Source organism: Streptomyces sp. NPDC054783 (genome assembly GCF_053611725.1).
On sequence record NZ_JBSHAY010000052.1, the window covers coordinates 1 to 15,843 of the forward strand.

General features: G+C 71.2%; 13 protein-coding genes. 6 read left to right on the plus strand and 7 right to left on the minus strand.

Going from position 1 to position 15,843, the window contains the following annotated elements:
• Positions 1-69: 69 nt before the first annotated feature.
• The 3 genes from ACWGJ5_RS43250 to ACWGJ5_RS43260 form a co-directional block, all read right to left on the minus strand.
• A complete protein-coding gene (locus tag ACWGJ5_RS43250) occupies positions 70-963 on the minus strand; it encodes an ACP S-malonyltransferase (RefSeq protein WP_453315096.1) in 894 nt (297 codons plus the stop codon).
• 119 nt (positions 964-1,082) lie between these two features.
• Positions 1,083-1,979: an ABC transporter permease gene (locus ACWGJ5_RS43255; protein ID WP_453315097.1), complete on the minus strand. Its 897-nt coding sequence runs from the start codon at positions 1,977-1,979 to the stop codon at positions 1,083-1,085.
• A complete protein-coding gene (locus ACWGJ5_RS43260; RefSeq protein ID WP_453315098.1) occupies positions 1,976-2,989 on the minus strand; it encodes an ABC transporter ATP-binding protein in 1,014 nt (337 codons plus the stop codon). Before ACWGJ5_RS43260 ends, ACWGJ5_RS43255 begins: the two co-directional genes overlap by 4 nt.
• Before the next feature lie 249 nt (positions 2,990-3,238).
• On the opposite strand from ACWGJ5_RS43260, the gene rfbD reads away from it, so the two are divergent.
• Genes rfbD through ACWGJ5_RS43290 form a run of 6 tightly spaced genes read left to right on the plus strand, consistent with a single transcriptional unit; the run spans position 3,239 to position 9,038 of the window.
• The gene (gene rfbD, locus ACWGJ5_RS43265; RefSeq protein WP_453315099.1) at positions 3,239-4,231 is read left to right on the plus strand and encodes a dTDP-4-dehydrorhamnose reductase; all 993 of its coding nucleotides are present in this window, start codon (positions 3,239-3,241) and stop codon (positions 4,229-4,231) included.
• Positions 4,232-4,234: 3 nt separating this feature from the next.
• Entirely contained in the window at positions 4,235-4,858 is a 624-nt protein-coding gene (locus ACWGJ5_RS43270; protein WP_453315100.1) for a dTDP-4-dehydrorhamnose 3,5-epimerase family protein, read from the plus strand.
• Positions 4,859-5,926, plus strand: coding sequence for a glucose-1-phosphate thymidylyltransferase (locus ACWGJ5_RS43275; protein ID WP_453315101.1), 1,068 nt, complete (start codon positions 4,859-4,861; stop codon positions 5,924-5,926).
• Positions 5,923-6,909 carry a dTDP-glucose 4,6-dehydratase gene (rfbB, locus tag ACWGJ5_RS43280; protein ID WP_453315102.1) on the plus strand — a complete coding sequence of 329 codons (987 nt, stop codon included), beginning with the start codon at positions 5,923-5,925 and terminating at the stop codon, positions 6,907-6,909. The genes ACWGJ5_RS43275 and rfbB overlap by 4 nt, the downstream gene beginning before the upstream one ends.
• Positions 6,906-7,619 carry a thioesterase II family protein gene (locus ACWGJ5_RS43285; RefSeq protein WP_453315103.1) on the plus strand — a complete coding sequence of 238 codons (714 nt, stop codon included), beginning with the start codon at positions 6,906-6,908 and terminating at the stop codon, positions 7,617-7,619. Before rfbB ends, ACWGJ5_RS43285 begins: the two co-directional genes overlap by 4 nt.
• Before the next feature lie 15 nt (positions 7,620-7,634).
• On the plus strand, positions 7,635-9,038 hold the full coding sequence (locus tag ACWGJ5_RS43290) for a class I adenylate-forming enzyme family protein (RefSeq protein ID WP_453315104.1): 1,404 nt from the start codon (positions 7,635-7,637) through the stop codon (positions 9,036-9,038).
• A gap of 248 nt (positions 9,039-9,286) precedes the next feature.
• Here the strand turns inward: ACWGJ5_RS43290 and ACWGJ5_RS43295 are convergent, their stop codons facing one another.
• From ACWGJ5_RS43295 to ACWGJ5_RS43310, 4 genes are all read right to left on the minus strand, one after another.
• Positions 9,287-10,945 carry a flavin monoamine oxidase family protein gene (locus tag ACWGJ5_RS43295; protein ID WP_453315105.1) on the minus strand — a complete coding sequence of 553 codons (1,659 nt, stop codon included), beginning with the start codon at positions 10,943-10,945 and terminating at the stop codon, positions 9,287-9,289.
• Positions 10,946-11,087: 142 nt separating this feature from the next.
• Entirely contained in the window at positions 11,088-11,771 is a 684-nt protein-coding gene (locus tag ACWGJ5_RS43300) for a 4'-phosphopantetheinyl transferase family protein (RefSeq protein ID WP_453315106.1), read from the minus strand.
• The gene (locus tag ACWGJ5_RS43305; RefSeq protein WP_453315107.1) at positions 11,768-12,700 is read right to left on the minus strand and encodes a metallophosphoesterase family protein; all 933 of its coding nucleotides are present in this window, start codon (positions 12,698-12,700) and stop codon (positions 11,768-11,770) included. Before ACWGJ5_RS43305 ends, ACWGJ5_RS43300 begins: the two co-directional genes overlap by 4 nt.
• A complete protein-coding gene (locus ACWGJ5_RS43310) occupies positions 12,681-15,494 on the minus strand; it encodes an AAA family ATPase (protein ID WP_453315108.1) in 2,814 nt (937 codons plus the stop codon). Before ACWGJ5_RS43310 ends, ACWGJ5_RS43305 begins: the two co-directional genes overlap by 20 nt.
• Positions 15,495-15,843: the final 349 nt, after the last annotated feature.

The window sequence follows — 15,843 nt, forward strand, 5'->3', positions numbered from 1 at the left end:
CCCGCCGAGAGGCGGGGCCGGCCCTTGGGTTTTCGGTGCCGGAGTGTTGCGGACGTCGGGTTCGTCAGATCACGCGGACCTGCGGGGGCGCGAGCGCTTCGGCAGGCCCACGGCCTCGACCTCGAAGTTGTCCTTGGTGCAGTCCAGGCGGTGGAAGAGGTTGTCCGGACCGGTCACGCACACCCTGGACACACCCGCGTCCTTCAACGCGGCGACGACGGCTGGCCAGTTGACGGGCCGGTCGAAGGTGTCCAGCATCATGGTGCGCAGCTCGTCCGCCGAGTTGATCACCGTGCCGTCCTGGTCGGTCACCACGGGCAGCTTCGGATCGGCGAACTCGTAGCGGGAGAAGACCTCCTCCTCGGCCCGGCGGCGCAGGGCGGCGAAGGCCGGGGCGTGCACCGGCGGGCGCATGCTGTACATCGAGTAGCCGCCCGCCTTGCTGATCCGCTCCTTCAACTCCTCCAGTTCGTTCTCCCGCAGCGAGAGCATCGTGAAGCCGCGGTCGAGGTGGCCGGAGAACTCGTACCACACGCCGCGCTCGTCGAAGTCGGCCAGGATCTCGGCGAGGCGCTCCTCGGGGGTGCGGACGAAGGAGTGGGTGACCACGTCGGTGTACTCCCGGCCGAAGAAGTCCTCCTCGAGCCGGGCGAGTTCCGCCGTGAGCCGGACCACCTCCGCGAACGGCAGCGAGCCGACGTAGGCCGCCGCCGCCTTCTGCCCGAAACTCGGGCCCACGCAGATGTCCGGCACGACGCCGAGTGTCTCCTCGGCGCGGTCGGCCAGAGCCATGGAGTTGACCAGAAAGGCCACCTGGCTGAATTCGGAGTAGTCCTCCGTCTGTTCCCTGAAGTTGTCGAAGACCGAGGTGCCGAGAGCCTGGTCGGCCTCGGCGAGACGGGCCCGTGCGAAGGGGTCCAGGAGCAGGAACTTCCCCACTTCGGCGAACCGGGAAGGTCCCATTCCGGGAAACACGATCGCAGTGCGGGACGCCGTGGATGTCGTCGTCATGGTCGTGTGAACGCCCTTTGCTGCTCGGGGGTGGTGCTGAATTCCGTCGGTTCCCGCCGGGTGCACGGGGCCTAGTCCTGTGCGCGGCGGTGGAAACCGCGGATTCCGATGAATCCGTAGACCAGGCATCCCGCAGCGATGGCGCCTATGCAGATGGGCAGCGGAATCGAGTGCGGTCCGCCGGCCGGCAGCAGCAGGCCGCGCATCGCCTCGCTGACGTAGGTCAGCGGGTTGAGGGAGCACAGGATCTGGAACCAGCGGATGTGGGACAGGCTCGCCCAGGGGAACTGGGTGGCGCCGGTGAACATGATCGGCGTGAGCGTCATGGCGAAGACGATGCTGATGTGCCGCGCCGGGGCCAGCGTGCCCAGCGTCAGGCCCACCGTGCCGCCGACGAGACCGCCCAGCGTCAGGATGCCCAGGGTGGCCGGGAGGGTGTGCAGCGGCCAGGAGACGTGGTCGAGGAGGAGCAGGCCGATCGGAATCATCACCAGCGAGCCGATCAGCCCGCGTATGGCACCGAACAGCACCTTCTCGATCGCGACCAGCACCACGGGGATCGGCGCCAGCAGCCGGTCCTCGATCTCCTTGGTGTAGGAGAAGTCGATGGCCAGCGGCAGGGCGGTGTTCTGCAGGCTCACCAGGAAGCTGTTGAGCGCGACGACGCCCGGCAGCAGCACCTGTTCGAACCCCGGAGTGGTGTAGCCGAGGTTGCCGAGCACCTTGCCGAAGACGAAGAGGATGAAGAACGGCTCCACGAGGACCTGGCCGAGGAACGGCGCGATCTCGCGGCCGGTGACGAAGATGTCCCGCCACAGGATGAACCAGAAGGTCCGCCAGCGGGTGGCCCGGCGCCGGTGCCGGCCGCCGCGGGCGGTCGGCTGTCCCTGTGGCTGGGCGGCGTCCGTGGTGTCGTCCGTCTCGGGGGCGGTGTCGTCGGTGGGCGCGGACGTGGCGGCGGTGGTCATCGCAGCTCCCTGCCGGTCAGCTCGACGAAGACGTCTTCGAGGGTGGAGTTGCCGACGCTCATGTCCTTGACCTCGCAGCCGGCTTCGGCGAGGGCGCGGATCACGGTCGGGAGGATCGTCGAGGAAGCGGCGTCGCTGTAGACCTTCAGCCGTACGTCCTTCGGACGGAAGTCGAGGTCGAGGTCGTCGTCCCCGTCCTGGTGCAGAACCTCGACGCCCGCCACGGACTCGATCCGCTTCAGACGCGCCAGGACCTCCTCGGCCCCGGTCGGCGGCGGTGCCACCGTGACGGAGACCGAGGTGTTGCTGAGCGACTCCATCAGGGCCTGCGGGGTGTCGAGGGCGAGGAGCTTGCCGTGGTCGACGATGCCGACCCGGTCGCACAGCTTCTCGGCCTCGTCCATGTTGTGGGTGGTGATGACCACGGTGACGCCCCGGCCGCTGAGTTCGGCCACCCGGTCGTGCACGAACAGCTGCGACTGGGGGTCCAGGCCGGTGGCGGGCTCGTCGAGGAACAGCACCCGGGGCCGGTGCATCAGCGCCCGGGCGATCATCACGCGCTGGGCCTGGCCGCCGGACACCTCGTCGGCGCGCGCCTGCCCGTGGTCGGTCAGCCCGACGAACTCCAGGCTCTCGTCCGCCAGCCGGTTGCGTTCGGACCGGGGCAGCCCGTGGTATCCGGCGTGGAAGACGAGGTTCTGCCGGATGGTCAGTGAGCGGTCCAGGTTGTTGCGTTGCGGTACGACGGCGAACGACTGGCGCGCCAGCGCCGGCTTGGCCACCACGTCGACGCCCATCACGAAGGCGCGCCCCGCGGTGGGAGCCACCCGGGTGGTGAGAATGCCGATCGTGGTGGTCTTCCCCGCTCCGTTCGGACCGAGGAATCCGAAGACCTCTCCGTGGTTCACGCTGAAGCTGAGGTCTTCGACAGCGAATTGTTCTCGATCGGGATATTTTTTGACCAGTCCGTCGACGAGGACGGCGGAATCCGCGGCACGTGTTGTATTCATGAAACCTGTGAATCAAGCTGGACGCGACACCGCCGCACCGGCGTTCTGCCGCGAGGGTCGCGTGCGGCCTGGCTGCGCGATGTGTGCGCCGACGGAAAGGAACGTGACAAAGGTGCTCGCCATGTGTAGCACGGTTTCTTTTCCCGTGGCCCGCACGGGCCCCAAGGCAGGGGTGAGCGTGCCGGGTTAGGGGTGCGTAGGGGGAAAGGGCGGGTATGGGAATACCTGAATAGCCCGTAGCATCGCCGTGTGATCGCCTCGAAGGATTCTTCGCACATATCAGCGCGGTCGCCGGCCGGATTCGGGTGGCTGCTGGTGGGCGCGGGCGGCACGCTGGGACGCGCGGTGCGGGCGCTGCTGGAGACGGCGGGCGCCGAGACGGTGGCGCTGGGACACGGTGACCTGGACATCACGGACCGGCGCGCCGTCTCGGAAGCCGTCGCCGCACATCGTCCCCACACGGTCGTCAACTGCGCCGCGTGGACGGACGTCGACGCCGCGGAGCGCGACGAGAGCGCCGCCGCCCAGGTCAATGTCATGGGCCCGCGCAACCTCGCCAGGGCCTGCGCCGACTCCGCTGCCCGGCTGCTGCACGTCTCCACCGACTACGTGTTCGGCGGCGACCCCGAGCACCGGGGCACGCCGTACCCGGAGGACGCGCCGCCGAAGCCCCGTACCGCCTACGGGCGTACCAAACTGGCGGGTGAGCGCGCCGTGCTGGCGGAGCTCCCGCAGGCCACCGTCGTGCGCACCTCCTGGCTGTACGGGCCGGCCGCCGACGGGGGCGCCCCGGCCGGAGGCCTCCCGCTCACCGGCTTCGTGGGCACCATGGCCCGGTTCGCGGCCGAGCCGGGCCGGACCGTGAACGTGGTCGACGACCAGCACGGACAGCCCAGTTGGGCGCCCGACGTCGCCGAAGCCCTGGTCGCCCTCGGCTCGCTGCCCCGGGACCGGACGTGCGGTGTCTTCCACGCCACCGGCGCCGGGCAGACCACCTGGCACGAACTGGCGCAGGAGGTCTTCCGGCTGCTGGGCGCCGACCCGCTGCGGGTGCGGCCGATCGGCAGCGACCAACTGGTGCGCGCCGCACGGCGGCCGGCCTGGAGCGTGCTCGGCCACGATCGGTGGGCCGAGGCCGGCCTGCCTGCCCCGCGCCCCTGGCGGGCGGCGCTCCACGAGGCGATCACACAGAGCGGAACACCGGCACAGCACGGCGGTGCCGCGGCGACGGAGGTCGGCTGAACCATGGAACCCCTGTCCATCGAAGGCGCCTGGCGGTACCGCCCGCGCCAGTTCGGCGACCCGCGCGGCACCTTCCTCGAGTGGTTCCGCGGCGACCTGTTCCGCGAGGCCACCGGCCGCGACCTCGATCCGGCCCAGGCCAACTGCTCCGTCTCCCGCCGCGGCGTGCTGCGCGGGGTGCACTACGCCGATGTTCCGCCCGGCCAGGCCAAATACGTCACCTGCGTACGCGGCGCGGTGCGCGACGTGGTGGTGGACCTGCGAACCGGCTCACCGACCTTCGGCCGGTGGGAGGCCGTCGAACTGGACGACCGCGACCGCGACGCCGTGTTCCTCTCCGAGGGCCTCGGCCACGCGTTCCAGGCGCTCACCGATGACGCCACCGTGGTCTACCTGTGCTCCACCGGTTACCAGCCGAGTCGCGAGCACGGCGTCCACCCGCTCGACGAGGACCTCGGGATCCAGTGGCCGCACATCCCGGCGGTGCTCTCCGAGAAGGACGCCGCCGCACCCGGGCTCGCCCAGCTGGAGGCCGCCGGCCTGCTGCCCTCGTACGAGGAGTGCCGACGCCACCTGAGCTCCCTGCCGCCGCGCCCCGCGGCGCCCACAACCGTCCTGGAGGCCTGAGTGAAGGCGCTCGTCCTGGCCGGGGGGTCCGGCACCCGCCTGCGGCCCCTGACCCACACCTCGGCGAAACAACTCGTCCCGGTCGCCAACAAACCGATCCTCTTCTACGTGCTGGAGGGCATCGCGGAGGCCGGCATCACGGACGTCGGCATCATCGTCGGCGACACCGCGCAGGAGATCCGCGGCGCGGTCGGCGACGGCACGACCTTCGGCATCCGCGTCACCTACATCCCGCAGGACCGCCCGCTGGGCCTGGCGCACGCCGTGCGCACCGCCCGCGACTGGCTCGGCGACGACGACTTCGTGATGTACCTGGGGGACAACTTCCTGGTCGGCGGTATCCGCGCGCAACTGGCCGACTTCCGGCAGGCGGGACCGGACGCGCAGATCATGCTCACCCGGGTCGGTGACCCGTCGGCCTTCGGCGTGGCCGAACTGGACGACGCCGGCCGCGTCATCCGGCTCGAGGAGAAGCCGCGGTTCCCCAAGAGCGACCTGGCTCTGGTCGGGGTGTACTTCTTCACCCCCGCCATCCACGACGCGGTCGCCGCGATCCGGCCCTCCGCGCGCGGCGAACTGGAGATCACCGACGCCATCCAGTGGCTCATCGACCACGGCACCGACGTCCGCTCCTCGGTGGTCACCGGCTACTGGAAGGACACCGGCAACGCGGCCGACATGCTGGAGGTCAACCGTTCGGTCCTGGACCGGCTGGACCCGCGTTGCGACGGCACGGTCGACGAGGCCAGCGAGCTCGTCGGCAGGGTGGTCGTGGAAGCCGGCGCCACAGTGGCGCGGTCCCGGATCGTGGGACCGGCGATCATCGGACGGGGCAGCCGCGTCGAGGACTCCTACATCGGCCCGTTCACCTCGGTCGCCGACCACTGCACCATCGCGGACAGCGAGATCGAGTACTCCATCGTCCTGACCGGCGCCGGCATCGACGGTGTACGCCGCATCGAGGCGTCCATGATCGGACGGCACGTCCAGGTCACCCCCGCGCCGCGCGTCCCCCAAGCCCACCGCCTGATCCTCGGCGACCACAGCAAAGTGCAGATCCGTTCATGAGACTTCTGATCACCGGCGCCGCCGGCTTCATCGGCTCCCACCTGGTCCGTACGATCCTCGGGGCCGGCAGACCGCTCGGTGACGACGTGCACGTCACCGCCCTCGACAAACTCACCTACGCGGGCCGCCGGGAGAACCTCGCACCGGTGGCGGACGAACCCGGTTTTGCGTTCGTCCACGGTGACATCACCGACGCGGAGCTGGTGAACCGGGTGATGCCGGACCACGACGCCGTCGTCCACCTGGCCGCCGAGTCGCACGTCGACCGCTCCATCGTGGCGGCCGGGGACTTCGTGACCACCAACGTGCTGGGCACCTCGGTGCTGCTGGAGGCCGCACTGCGGCACGGCGTCGGACCGTTCGTGCACGTGTCGACCGACGAGGTCTACGGCTCGGTGCCCACCGGCGCCTCCCGCGAGGACGATCCCCTGCGGCCCAGCTCCCCCTACGCCGCGTCCAAGGCGTCCAGCGACCTGCTGGCCCTCGCCCACCACCGTACCCACGGCCTCGACGTGCGGGTGACCCGCTGCTCCAACAACTACGGCCCCTACCAGTACCCGGAGAAGGTGATCCCGCTCTTCGTCTCCCGCCTGCTCGGCGGCGGCACGGTCCCGCTGTACGGCGACGGCGAGAACGTGCGCGACTGGCTGCACGTCGACGACCACTGCCGTGCCCTCCTCGCGGTGCTCACCCAAGGCACCCCCGGTGCGGTCTACAACATCGGCGGCGGCACGCAACTGACGAACCGTCAACTCACCGAGATGCTGCTGAAGGCGTGCGGCGCGGGCTGGGACCGCGTCGAGCCGGTCACCGACCGCAAGGGACACGACCGCCGCTACTGCGTCGACTGGTCGAGGATCCGTGAGGACCTCGGCTACCGGCCGATGGTCGACTTCGACCTCGGGATCACCGAGACGGTCGAGTGGTACCGCAACAACCACAAGGTGTGGACCCCGCTCAGGCAGGGGCTGCCGACTTCATGACCCACGACAAAACACCCGACGACATCGGGCTCGTCAGGATTCTGCAACCGGAGACCCCGAGCAGGTTCCGACTCATCTGCTTTCCGGGCCACACGCATGCCACCGGGCGCTACCTCGGACTGGCGGAACTGCTGCTGCCCACCGTCGAGGTGCTGCTGATCCAGTACCCCGGCGACTCGGGCGACCTGGGCGGCCACAGGCCCGAACCCGTCTGCGACTCGGAGGAACTGGCCTCCAGGATATTCGAGACACTCGACGGCTTCACCGGCTGCCGGCTCGCGTTCTTCGGGCACCGCGCGGGTGCCCGGCTCGCCTACCGGGTGGCCGAACGGCTGGAGCGGGAGACCGCCGCACTGCTGCAGACCCTGTTCGTCTCCGGCAGCAACGCGCCGTGCGTGCACACGCCGCTCGGCCCCCCGACGCTCGGCTGCCGCATCGTGGCACTGGCCGCCGACCGCGATCCCGGACTCACCCCGGCGGGGGTCCGCGCCTGGCGGCGCTGCACCAGCGGCCGCTTCGACCTGGAGACGCTCTCCGGGGCCCGCGGCTGCCTGGATTCGCACAAACGCGAGGTCGTCAACATCGTGCACGACCAGCTCATGTCCCTCTCGCCCTTCGACCCGCCGGAACCCCCGGGACCCGGGGGAGAGCTGCGGCTGCTCGACCCGACCCACCACCCGCGCAACGCAAGGACCATGGACGCCGAGTAGGACAGGGAGCCTACGATGACAGCGAAAATATTCGGTGCCGACTCGGTGCAGACCCTCGACGCCTTCGAGCAGGATGCGCTGCGCGTCGCCAGCGTGATCCGGGACCGCGGCGTCGGCCCCGGAGACCGGGTCATGCTGAAGGCGGGGAACTCCACCGCCTACCTGTCGGTGCTGTTCGCCCTGATGCACATCGGCGCCTCCATCGTGCTGGTCGACCAGCAGGAGCGCGCCGAGGAAACCCGCCGCATCGCCCTGCGGACCGGTGCGAAGGTCGTCTTCGTGGACGACGACGCGCCCGTCGACCGCGAGGCCGACCCGGTGCATCTCTACGAGCTGCTGGTGCCCTCCGCCGGCCTCACCGGCACGGAGCACAGCCTCGACTTCGACACCTGGGGCCGACTGCCCGACGGACTCATCATGTGGACGTCCGGCTCCACCGGCTCCCCCAAGGGCGTCGTCAAGAACGGCGCGAAGTTCCTGCGCAACCTGGAACGCAACGCCGCACAGGTGGGCCACCGCCCCGACGACGTACTGCTGCCGCTGCTGCCCTTCGCGCACCAGTACGGACTGTCGATGGTCCTGATCGCCTGGCTGACCCGCTGCTCACTGGTGATCGCCCCCTACCGGCGGCTCGACCACGCGCTGCGGATGGCCGGGCAGACCGGTACCACCGTCATCGACGCCACACCGTCGAGCTACCGCAGCATGCTCAACCTCGTCACCCGCAAGCCGGCACTGCGCACCCACCTGGAGTCGGTGCGGATGTTCTGCGTCGGTGCCGCCCCGCTGGACGCTCCGCTGGTGTCGCGCTACCAGGCCGAGTTCGGCCTGCCGCTGCTGGACAGCTACGGAAGCACCGAACTCGGCAACATCGCCTTCGCCACCCTGGACAATCCGGTCGCCTGCGGCCGGGCCATGGACGGCATCGAGGTGCGGATCGTCGACGAGGCGGGGCTCCCGCGGGCCGCGGGCGAGCCGGGGGAGATCGAGGTCGACACCCCCGACGGCCTCGAGGGCCATCTGAACGCGGACGGAACCGTTGCTCGCGTGCCGTCCGGCTGGCAGGCGACCGGCGACCTCGGCTACCTCGACGAGCACCGCAACCTGTTCGTCCTGGGCCGCAAGCTCGCCGTGCACCGCAACGGCTACACCCTCTATCCCGAGGTGATCGAACGGAAGGCGGAAGCCGCCGACTGCCCGGTGCGGATCGTTCCGCTGCCGGACGAGCGGCGCGGTACCCAGCTGGTGTTCTTCGTGGAGGACGAGCAGGGGCGGGACGCCGCACACTGGCGCGAGGTGCTGGCGGGCCTGCTGCCCGCCTTCGAGCAGCCCAACCGCGTCCTGGTTCTCGACAGCTTCCCGCTCAACCGCAACGGCAAGCCCGACAAGCACCGCCTGGCCGAGCTCGCCCAGCAGTAGGACCCCGTCCCGGCCGGCGGTGCTCCGGCAGCGGATGAGAGCGCCGGCGAGGCCGGCGGAGTGCGAGGACGTCTTCGCCGCCGGAGAGCGCGAGGACGTCCTCGCCTCGTCGGCGTCCCGCAGTGCGGTGAGACACGGACGCGCCGCCGGCCGTGAGGCCGGCGGCATCGGCGGCTTCCCGGCGCGCTCGTCGATCGTGGAACGGCCGGCCGGGCTGATCATCAGCACCGGCCGGCCGCACCATCGCCTCAGGCGTACGGCAGCTCCACGGGAGCGAGCGCCTCGAAGAGGTCACCCGGCCCCGGGTTGGCGGGGTGCGCGGCACCGCCCAGGTGGTGCAGGACTCCCCACACGGCGTTGAGCGCCGTGGTCACCGCACCCTCGGCGAAGCCGGCCGTCCACGAGACGTCGTCCCCGCACAGGAAGAACCCGCGCTGCGCGGGGGTCATGCCCTCCTGCACGAACTGGGTGAACAGCCGCCGCTGGTAGCGGTACTGGCCCGGCAGGTTGGACTTGAACGCGCCCATGAAATGGGGTTCGGTCTCCCAGGTGACGGTGATCGGCTCGCTGATGATGTGCGAGCGGATGTCGGTGTCCGGGTAGATCTCCGCCAGCCGCGCCAGCAGCGCCCGCAGCCGCTCCTCCGCGGAGAGGGTGGCGACCTTCAGCGAGTCGTCGTTCCAGGTGTACGACAGGCACATCACGGCCGGCCGGTCGGAGCCCTCCTCGAACAGGTAGACACCGCGAGGCAGCCGGTCGGTGAGCGTCATGCTCATCACGTGCTGCCCGGTCACCGGGTCGACGTCCCGCCAGAACGGCCGGTCCACCAGCACGAACAGCTTCGACGCCCCCATGTAGTGGGTGCGCTCGACCGCCGTCCAGTGCGCGGCCGGCAGCAGCGCCGGGTCGCAGTCGACGCGGTGCAGCAGCGTCCACACGTGCGGGGTGTACACGACCGCCGGGTACTCGCGCTCCTCCTGGCCGGCGTCCCGTACCGCTATGCCGCCCGCGGTGCGCCTCAGCCCGACCGCTCCCGGGCGCGGCGACCCGCCGTGCAGGGCCGCCAGGGACGTTCCCGCCGGCCAGTGCACCGGATCGGCGGGAACGTGCTGCCACAGGCCCAGCGGCACCTGCTGGGCGCCGCCGTCGATCAGCACCTGGTTGTCGTCCGCCTCGGTGAACACCACGCGGAGGATCTCCAGGAAGGAGTTGGGGAAGTCCGTGTCCCAGCCGCCCGTCCCGAACCCCACCTGGCCGAACGTCTCCCGGTACCGGAACGACTGGAAGGCCGGAGTCGTGGCGAGGAAGCCGTAGAAGGACTGGTCGTCGAATTCGGTGACCAGCCGGTTCCACACGGCTTTCAGGGTCTCCGTGTCCCGCCGCTGGATGGCGTCCCGCACGGTGGACAACTCGGCACGCTCCTGCAGCGCCTTGGCCCAGGCCTCGGCCACCTCCTGGTAGAGCCCGGGCAGTTCGTCCGCGGACCGCACCAGGTGCCGGCTGCCGCCCAGATCGACGACGGTGCTCGGGGTGCACGCGGCCAGCGGGTTGGGGAAGGGACGGGTGGCGAGACCGAGCATGCCGACGTAGTGGAACAGCGACCGGGCGGACAGCGGGAAGCGCATGGCGCCCATCTCGGCCACGTACCGCGGATCCTCCGGGAAGGGCACCGAACGCATCCTGCCGCCCAGTTGCCCGGTCTCGTACACCACGGGCCGCAGCCCGAGCCGCATCAGCTCGTACGCCGCCGTCATCCCGGCCATGCCACCTCCGACGACCGCGACTTCGGTGCCCCGCAGTGCTTCGGGGAGCACACCCAGCCCGGCCGGATGGCTCAGCCAGCGGTCGTAGGAGAAGGGGAAGTCCGGCACCAGCATGGTGGTCGGGGAGGGGCCGGCAGTCGACATGGTGGAAAAACCTCTCGGCCGTGTCGGCAACGGGGCCGCGGAATCGCAGATCGCCCCGGCGCTCTCACGCTAGGGAGGGCCGTTCCGGGCGGACAACCCCTACCGACCCCGGGCCGCCCTCTCCGGGGCCGGCGCGGCGACTTCAGGACGCGGCCGCCAGCACGATCGCCGTGACCAGCAGCCCGCGCCGGGCCGCCCAGCGTCCCGAGAAGGCCCCCACCTGTTGCCCCACGGCGTTGCGTGCCGGGCGCAGGATCCGCGCGTGGAAGGCACCGTGAGCGCCCTGTTCCGGTCCCGCCCCCGCGGTCCCGGAGAAGGTGATCTCCGCGTCGTCGAAGTCCAGTTCGCTGCGCATCATCGGGAACCACGCCTTGTACACGCACTCCTTGGCGCTGAACAGCAGCCGGTCCCGGTGCACCGGGACCGGCGACGCAGTCCGCGCCCAGGCCAGTTCCCGGGGCAGCGCGATGGACTCCAGCACCCCTTGCCGCAGCGGCCCGTCGGGCTCCGCGTCGATGCCGACGGCGGTCACGTCCGACGCCCGGGCGAGCGCGGCGGCGCGGTAGCCGTCGCAGTGCGTCATGCTGCCCACCACCCCGGCGGGCCACTGCGGAGTGTTGCGCACCCCGGGCAGCACCGGCGCCGGGGGCAGCCCCAGACCGGCCAGCGCCTGCCGGGCACACGCCCGTACAGTCGCGAACTCCCGGCGCCTGCGTTCGACCGCCTGCCCCAGCACCCGGCGCTCCTCGGGGAACAGCGCCTCCTCGTCCCGGTCCTCGAACGCCTCGGCGCACACGACCGTCCCCGGCATCAGCTCGCCGATCACACGCTCTCCCGCTGCCGGACGCCGTCCGCGCCGCTTCCGGCGGGGGCGGGAGGATGCGGCAGGATCCGCCGCAGCAGCCCCCGCGGATGTCCCCGGCGCCGCCACTCACGCGGATAGCCGACCGAGACCTCCTCGTGCCGCACCCCGTCGTGCCAGGTCGTCCGGGGGATGTGCAGATGGCCGTAGACCACCGCCGCGGTGCGGAACCTGCGGTGCCAGTCCGCCGTCCGCACGGTGCCGCACCACTGGGCGAACTCCGGGTACCACAGCACCTCGGTGGGCTCGCGCAGCAGCGGATAGTGATTGACCAGCACCAGCGGCACGGACGGATCGTGCGCCGCGAGCCGCCGTTCGGTGGCCTCGACCCGGGCGGCGCACCACGCCTCCCGGGTGGGGTAGGGGTCCGGATGCAGCAGGTACTCGTCGCTGCACACCACCCCCGTGGCGTGCGCCCGGGCCAGCGACTCCGCCTTGGTGGCGGTGCCCGGCGCCCGGAAGGAGTAGTCGTAGAGCACGAACAGCGGGGCCACCGCGACCGGCCCGTCCTCCCCTTCCCACACCGGGTACGGGTCCTCCGGGGTGACCACGCCGAGGCCCCGGCACATCTCCACCAGGTACCGGTACCGCCGCTCGCCGCGCAGCTGGACGGGGTCCTCGCGCGGTGTCCACAGCTCGTGGTTGCCGGGCGCCCACACCACCTTCGCGAACCGCTGCGACAGCAGCCGCAGCGCCCACTCGATGTCCGTGGTCAGCTCGCCCACGTCTCCGGCGACCAGGAGCCAGTCACCGTCCGAGCCCGGCCGCAGCGACTCGGTGATGGGCCGGTTGTCCGCCATACCGATGTGCAGATCGCTCACGGCGAGCAACTGCCCGCCGGATCTCGCCGGGTCGGCGGGCTGCGCCGGTATGTCATGCACTGTGTGCGACATCGCTGTCCAAACTGACCGGGAGGTCCTGTCGGTGACTGATGTTCATCTTGCGGTAGACCCGGGTGAGGTGCTGTTCGACCGTGCTGACCGTGATGAACAGCTTCGCGGCGATCTCCCGGTTGGTGTGGCCGTAGACGGCCAGCGCCGCGACCCGCCGCTCGGCGTCGGTCAGAGAGGCCAGCGCCGCGGCGTCCGGCCGCACCGCGTCCGCGCCGTCCCGCCCGGACTCCGGCGCGGCGCCGCGACCCGGCTCCGGCTGCAGGGAGCGGCTCAGCTCCTCGGCGCCGCACGAGTCGGCCGATTCCCTTGCCTTGCGGGCCAGTTGCCTGCCCTGCGCGGTATTGCCGACCCGCCGGTGCGCTTGCCCCAGATCGGCGAGGGCGCGTGCGGTCTCGTAGCGGTTCCCGGACTCCCGCAGCGCGGTCAGAGCCCGGCCGAGCAGCCCGATGCGCTCCCAGGGCGGCCGGGTGGCGGCCAGGATCCGCAGCGCCGGACCGCGGGCGGCCGGCTGTCCGGGCCGGTCCACCTGCTCCTTGGCCAGGGCGGCGGCCTTGGCGTGGTCGCCCAGGGCCAGCCAGGTCTCGGCCGCGCCCAGCCGCCAGGGCGCGAGGGAGGCGGTGTCCATCCGCCAGGCGGTCATCCGCTCGCCACAGGCCAGGAAGTCGGCGAGGGCGGCGTCGTGGCGGCCGGTGGCCAGCTGGTGACGGCCGCGCGCGTACAGGTAGTGCGCCCCGTACCGGGTGGCGAACATGGTCGACACCATCGGCGTCTCGAGCAGCTCGGCCGCGCGGTTGTGGTGGCCCATTGCGGTCCTGGCCTCCACCAGCGTGCCCAGCGGCATGCCGACGGCCACCCCCCAAGCGTGGGCCGGCAGATGCTCCAGCGCGCGCTCGACGAGCTCCGCGGCTTCGCTCAACCGGCCCTGGCGCAAGGAGATCTGACCGCGCATCGCGTCGAGCGCCGTCTGCCAGCCCGGGAAGACCCGCCCCTCCGCCCCGGCCAGGAACCGCTCGCACCATCGCGTGGCCTGCTCCAGCCGGTCGGCGTACACCAGCGCCAGCAGTGCCACCCGCACCTGGTCGAATCCCTGCTCCGTCGGCTGGTTCGCCTCGAGGAGCCGGTCCGCTTCGGCGGTCGCGGACTCGTCCCACTCCTGGTAGAGCGCGGCGCGCAGCAGGCGGAACGACCGCAGTGAGTCGCTGCCGGCCGTGTCCGCCGGGGAATGCTGTGCGCCGTCCAGCCGTTGCAGCAACTGCCGGATCGCCCCGAGGGCGTCGGGGTACGTGGTGGCCAGCATCATCTGTACGGTCCGCACCTGGGTGTCGAGGACCGGGTCGGGCCTGCCCGACATCGCCTCGTCGACCTGGCGGATCAGTGCCGCGGCATCGTCCGTGCGCCCGTTCCACAGCAGCCCCACCGCGAGGCGCAGCGTCTGGGCGGGCGCCAGCAGGCCGGCTCGGGCCGGCTCGGTCAGCGACTGCATCCAGGGGCCGGACGCCGAGGGCTTGAGCCGCCAGATGAGCTGGGCCAGGTCCGCCTGGATCGTGAGCCGCTCCTGCTCGTCGGTGCTGCAGCGTTCGGCTGCCTGCAGGCACTGCGTGGCGAGGGCGGTGTCGTCCTCGTCGAGCGCCTGCCGCGTCGCCTCCCGCAGGACCGCGACCGCCCACGCCTCGTGGGGCACGGCCGACTCGTGCGCGATCAGCTGGCGGGCCGTCTCCACCGCCGGGGCCCCGTTCTCGTGGAGCCACCGCGCGGCGTCCGTACGGAACCGGCCGGCCTGCTCCGCGGGTACGTCCTGCAGCACGGCACGCCGGGCGGCCTCGTGCCGGAAGCCGGTGCCGTCCAGGATGCCCGCCCGGGTGAGGGAGACCAGGCATCCGTGGACCGCCCGCTCCTCGAGCGAGGTCAACGCGCACAACAGCCGCACCCGTTCGGCACCGCCCAGTACGGCGACGGCCCGGGCGACCCGCACCCCCGCCGCACCATGACGGTGCACACAGGCCAGCGTCGCCCGCCGGAACATCTCACCGGTCTCGGGGGCCGCCCCGTCCCGGACTGTGGAGGCGCCCGAGGTGCGGGTGCGGCCCGAGGCGTCGTCCAGCAGCGCGTGCACCAGCAGGGGACTGCCACCGGTCGCCGCATGCCATACGGGCGCGAACCGGGCGGCGTGCGCCGTGCCGTACGTCCCGGCCAGCAGGCCCTCGACGCCCGTCTCCGTCAGTGGGCCGAGTCGGACGTCGCATACCTGGGCCCGGTGCGGGAGTTCGGCGAGCGCGGCGGGCAGCGCTGCCTCCGGGGAGCCCAGCGCGACCAGCAGCGAGAACGTTTCGGCAGGCAGCAGTTCCCAGGTGTGCGTCAGGCAGGCCAGGGACTCCGGGTCCGCGAACTGCACGTCGTCGATGACGATGAGCACCGGCCCGGCCGACGCCGCCCGGGCCAGCCGTTGCCGAAACGCTGGGTGGAGGGCGTGGTGGCGGGCCGCCTCGGTCCGAGCTGCCACCGGCTGCGGTGGCGAAGCCTGCGCGGCGGCCGTCGGGTGGCCCGACGGCGCAGGCGGAAGCCCATGGATCAGCTGCTCCACGACCGCGTAGGGAAAGGCCTGTTCATCAGGGGACCCGACCGCGCTCAGCAGACGCGCACCGCAGGACGTGACGTGTTCCGCCACACGGTGCAGCAAGGCGGTCTTCCCCGATCCGACGGCGCCGGCGACGACGCCGACCCGGCCCCGGCCGTGCGCCTCACCAGTGAGGAACCGGGTGAGTCTCGCGGTCTCCGTATCCCGTTCCAGCAACATCGTCAATTCCTTCCCGTTAATTGCGCGCAAAGAATTGAGGTAGCTCCCGAGAGATGTCGCCGGGCACTGGTCCGCTACCGATCAGTAGAAGAGCTCGTAGGCATCGAAGGGTGGTGTGCGGTGGATCCGAATGATCGTCAGTAAGAATGCTTGCACCTCATGTGTCTTCACCCGGGCGAAGCGGATGACCGCGGCTGCCCGGCACTTCCCCATGGGCCTCGAAGCCGACATCAATGTCCGGAAAGCACTGGTCAGTTGCTTTTACGATGGGCCGGTTACATCGGTTCCGAACCTCTGCACGAGGCCCGCGGTGGTGACTCTAGCAACGACTGGGCCCCGTGAAGTAAAT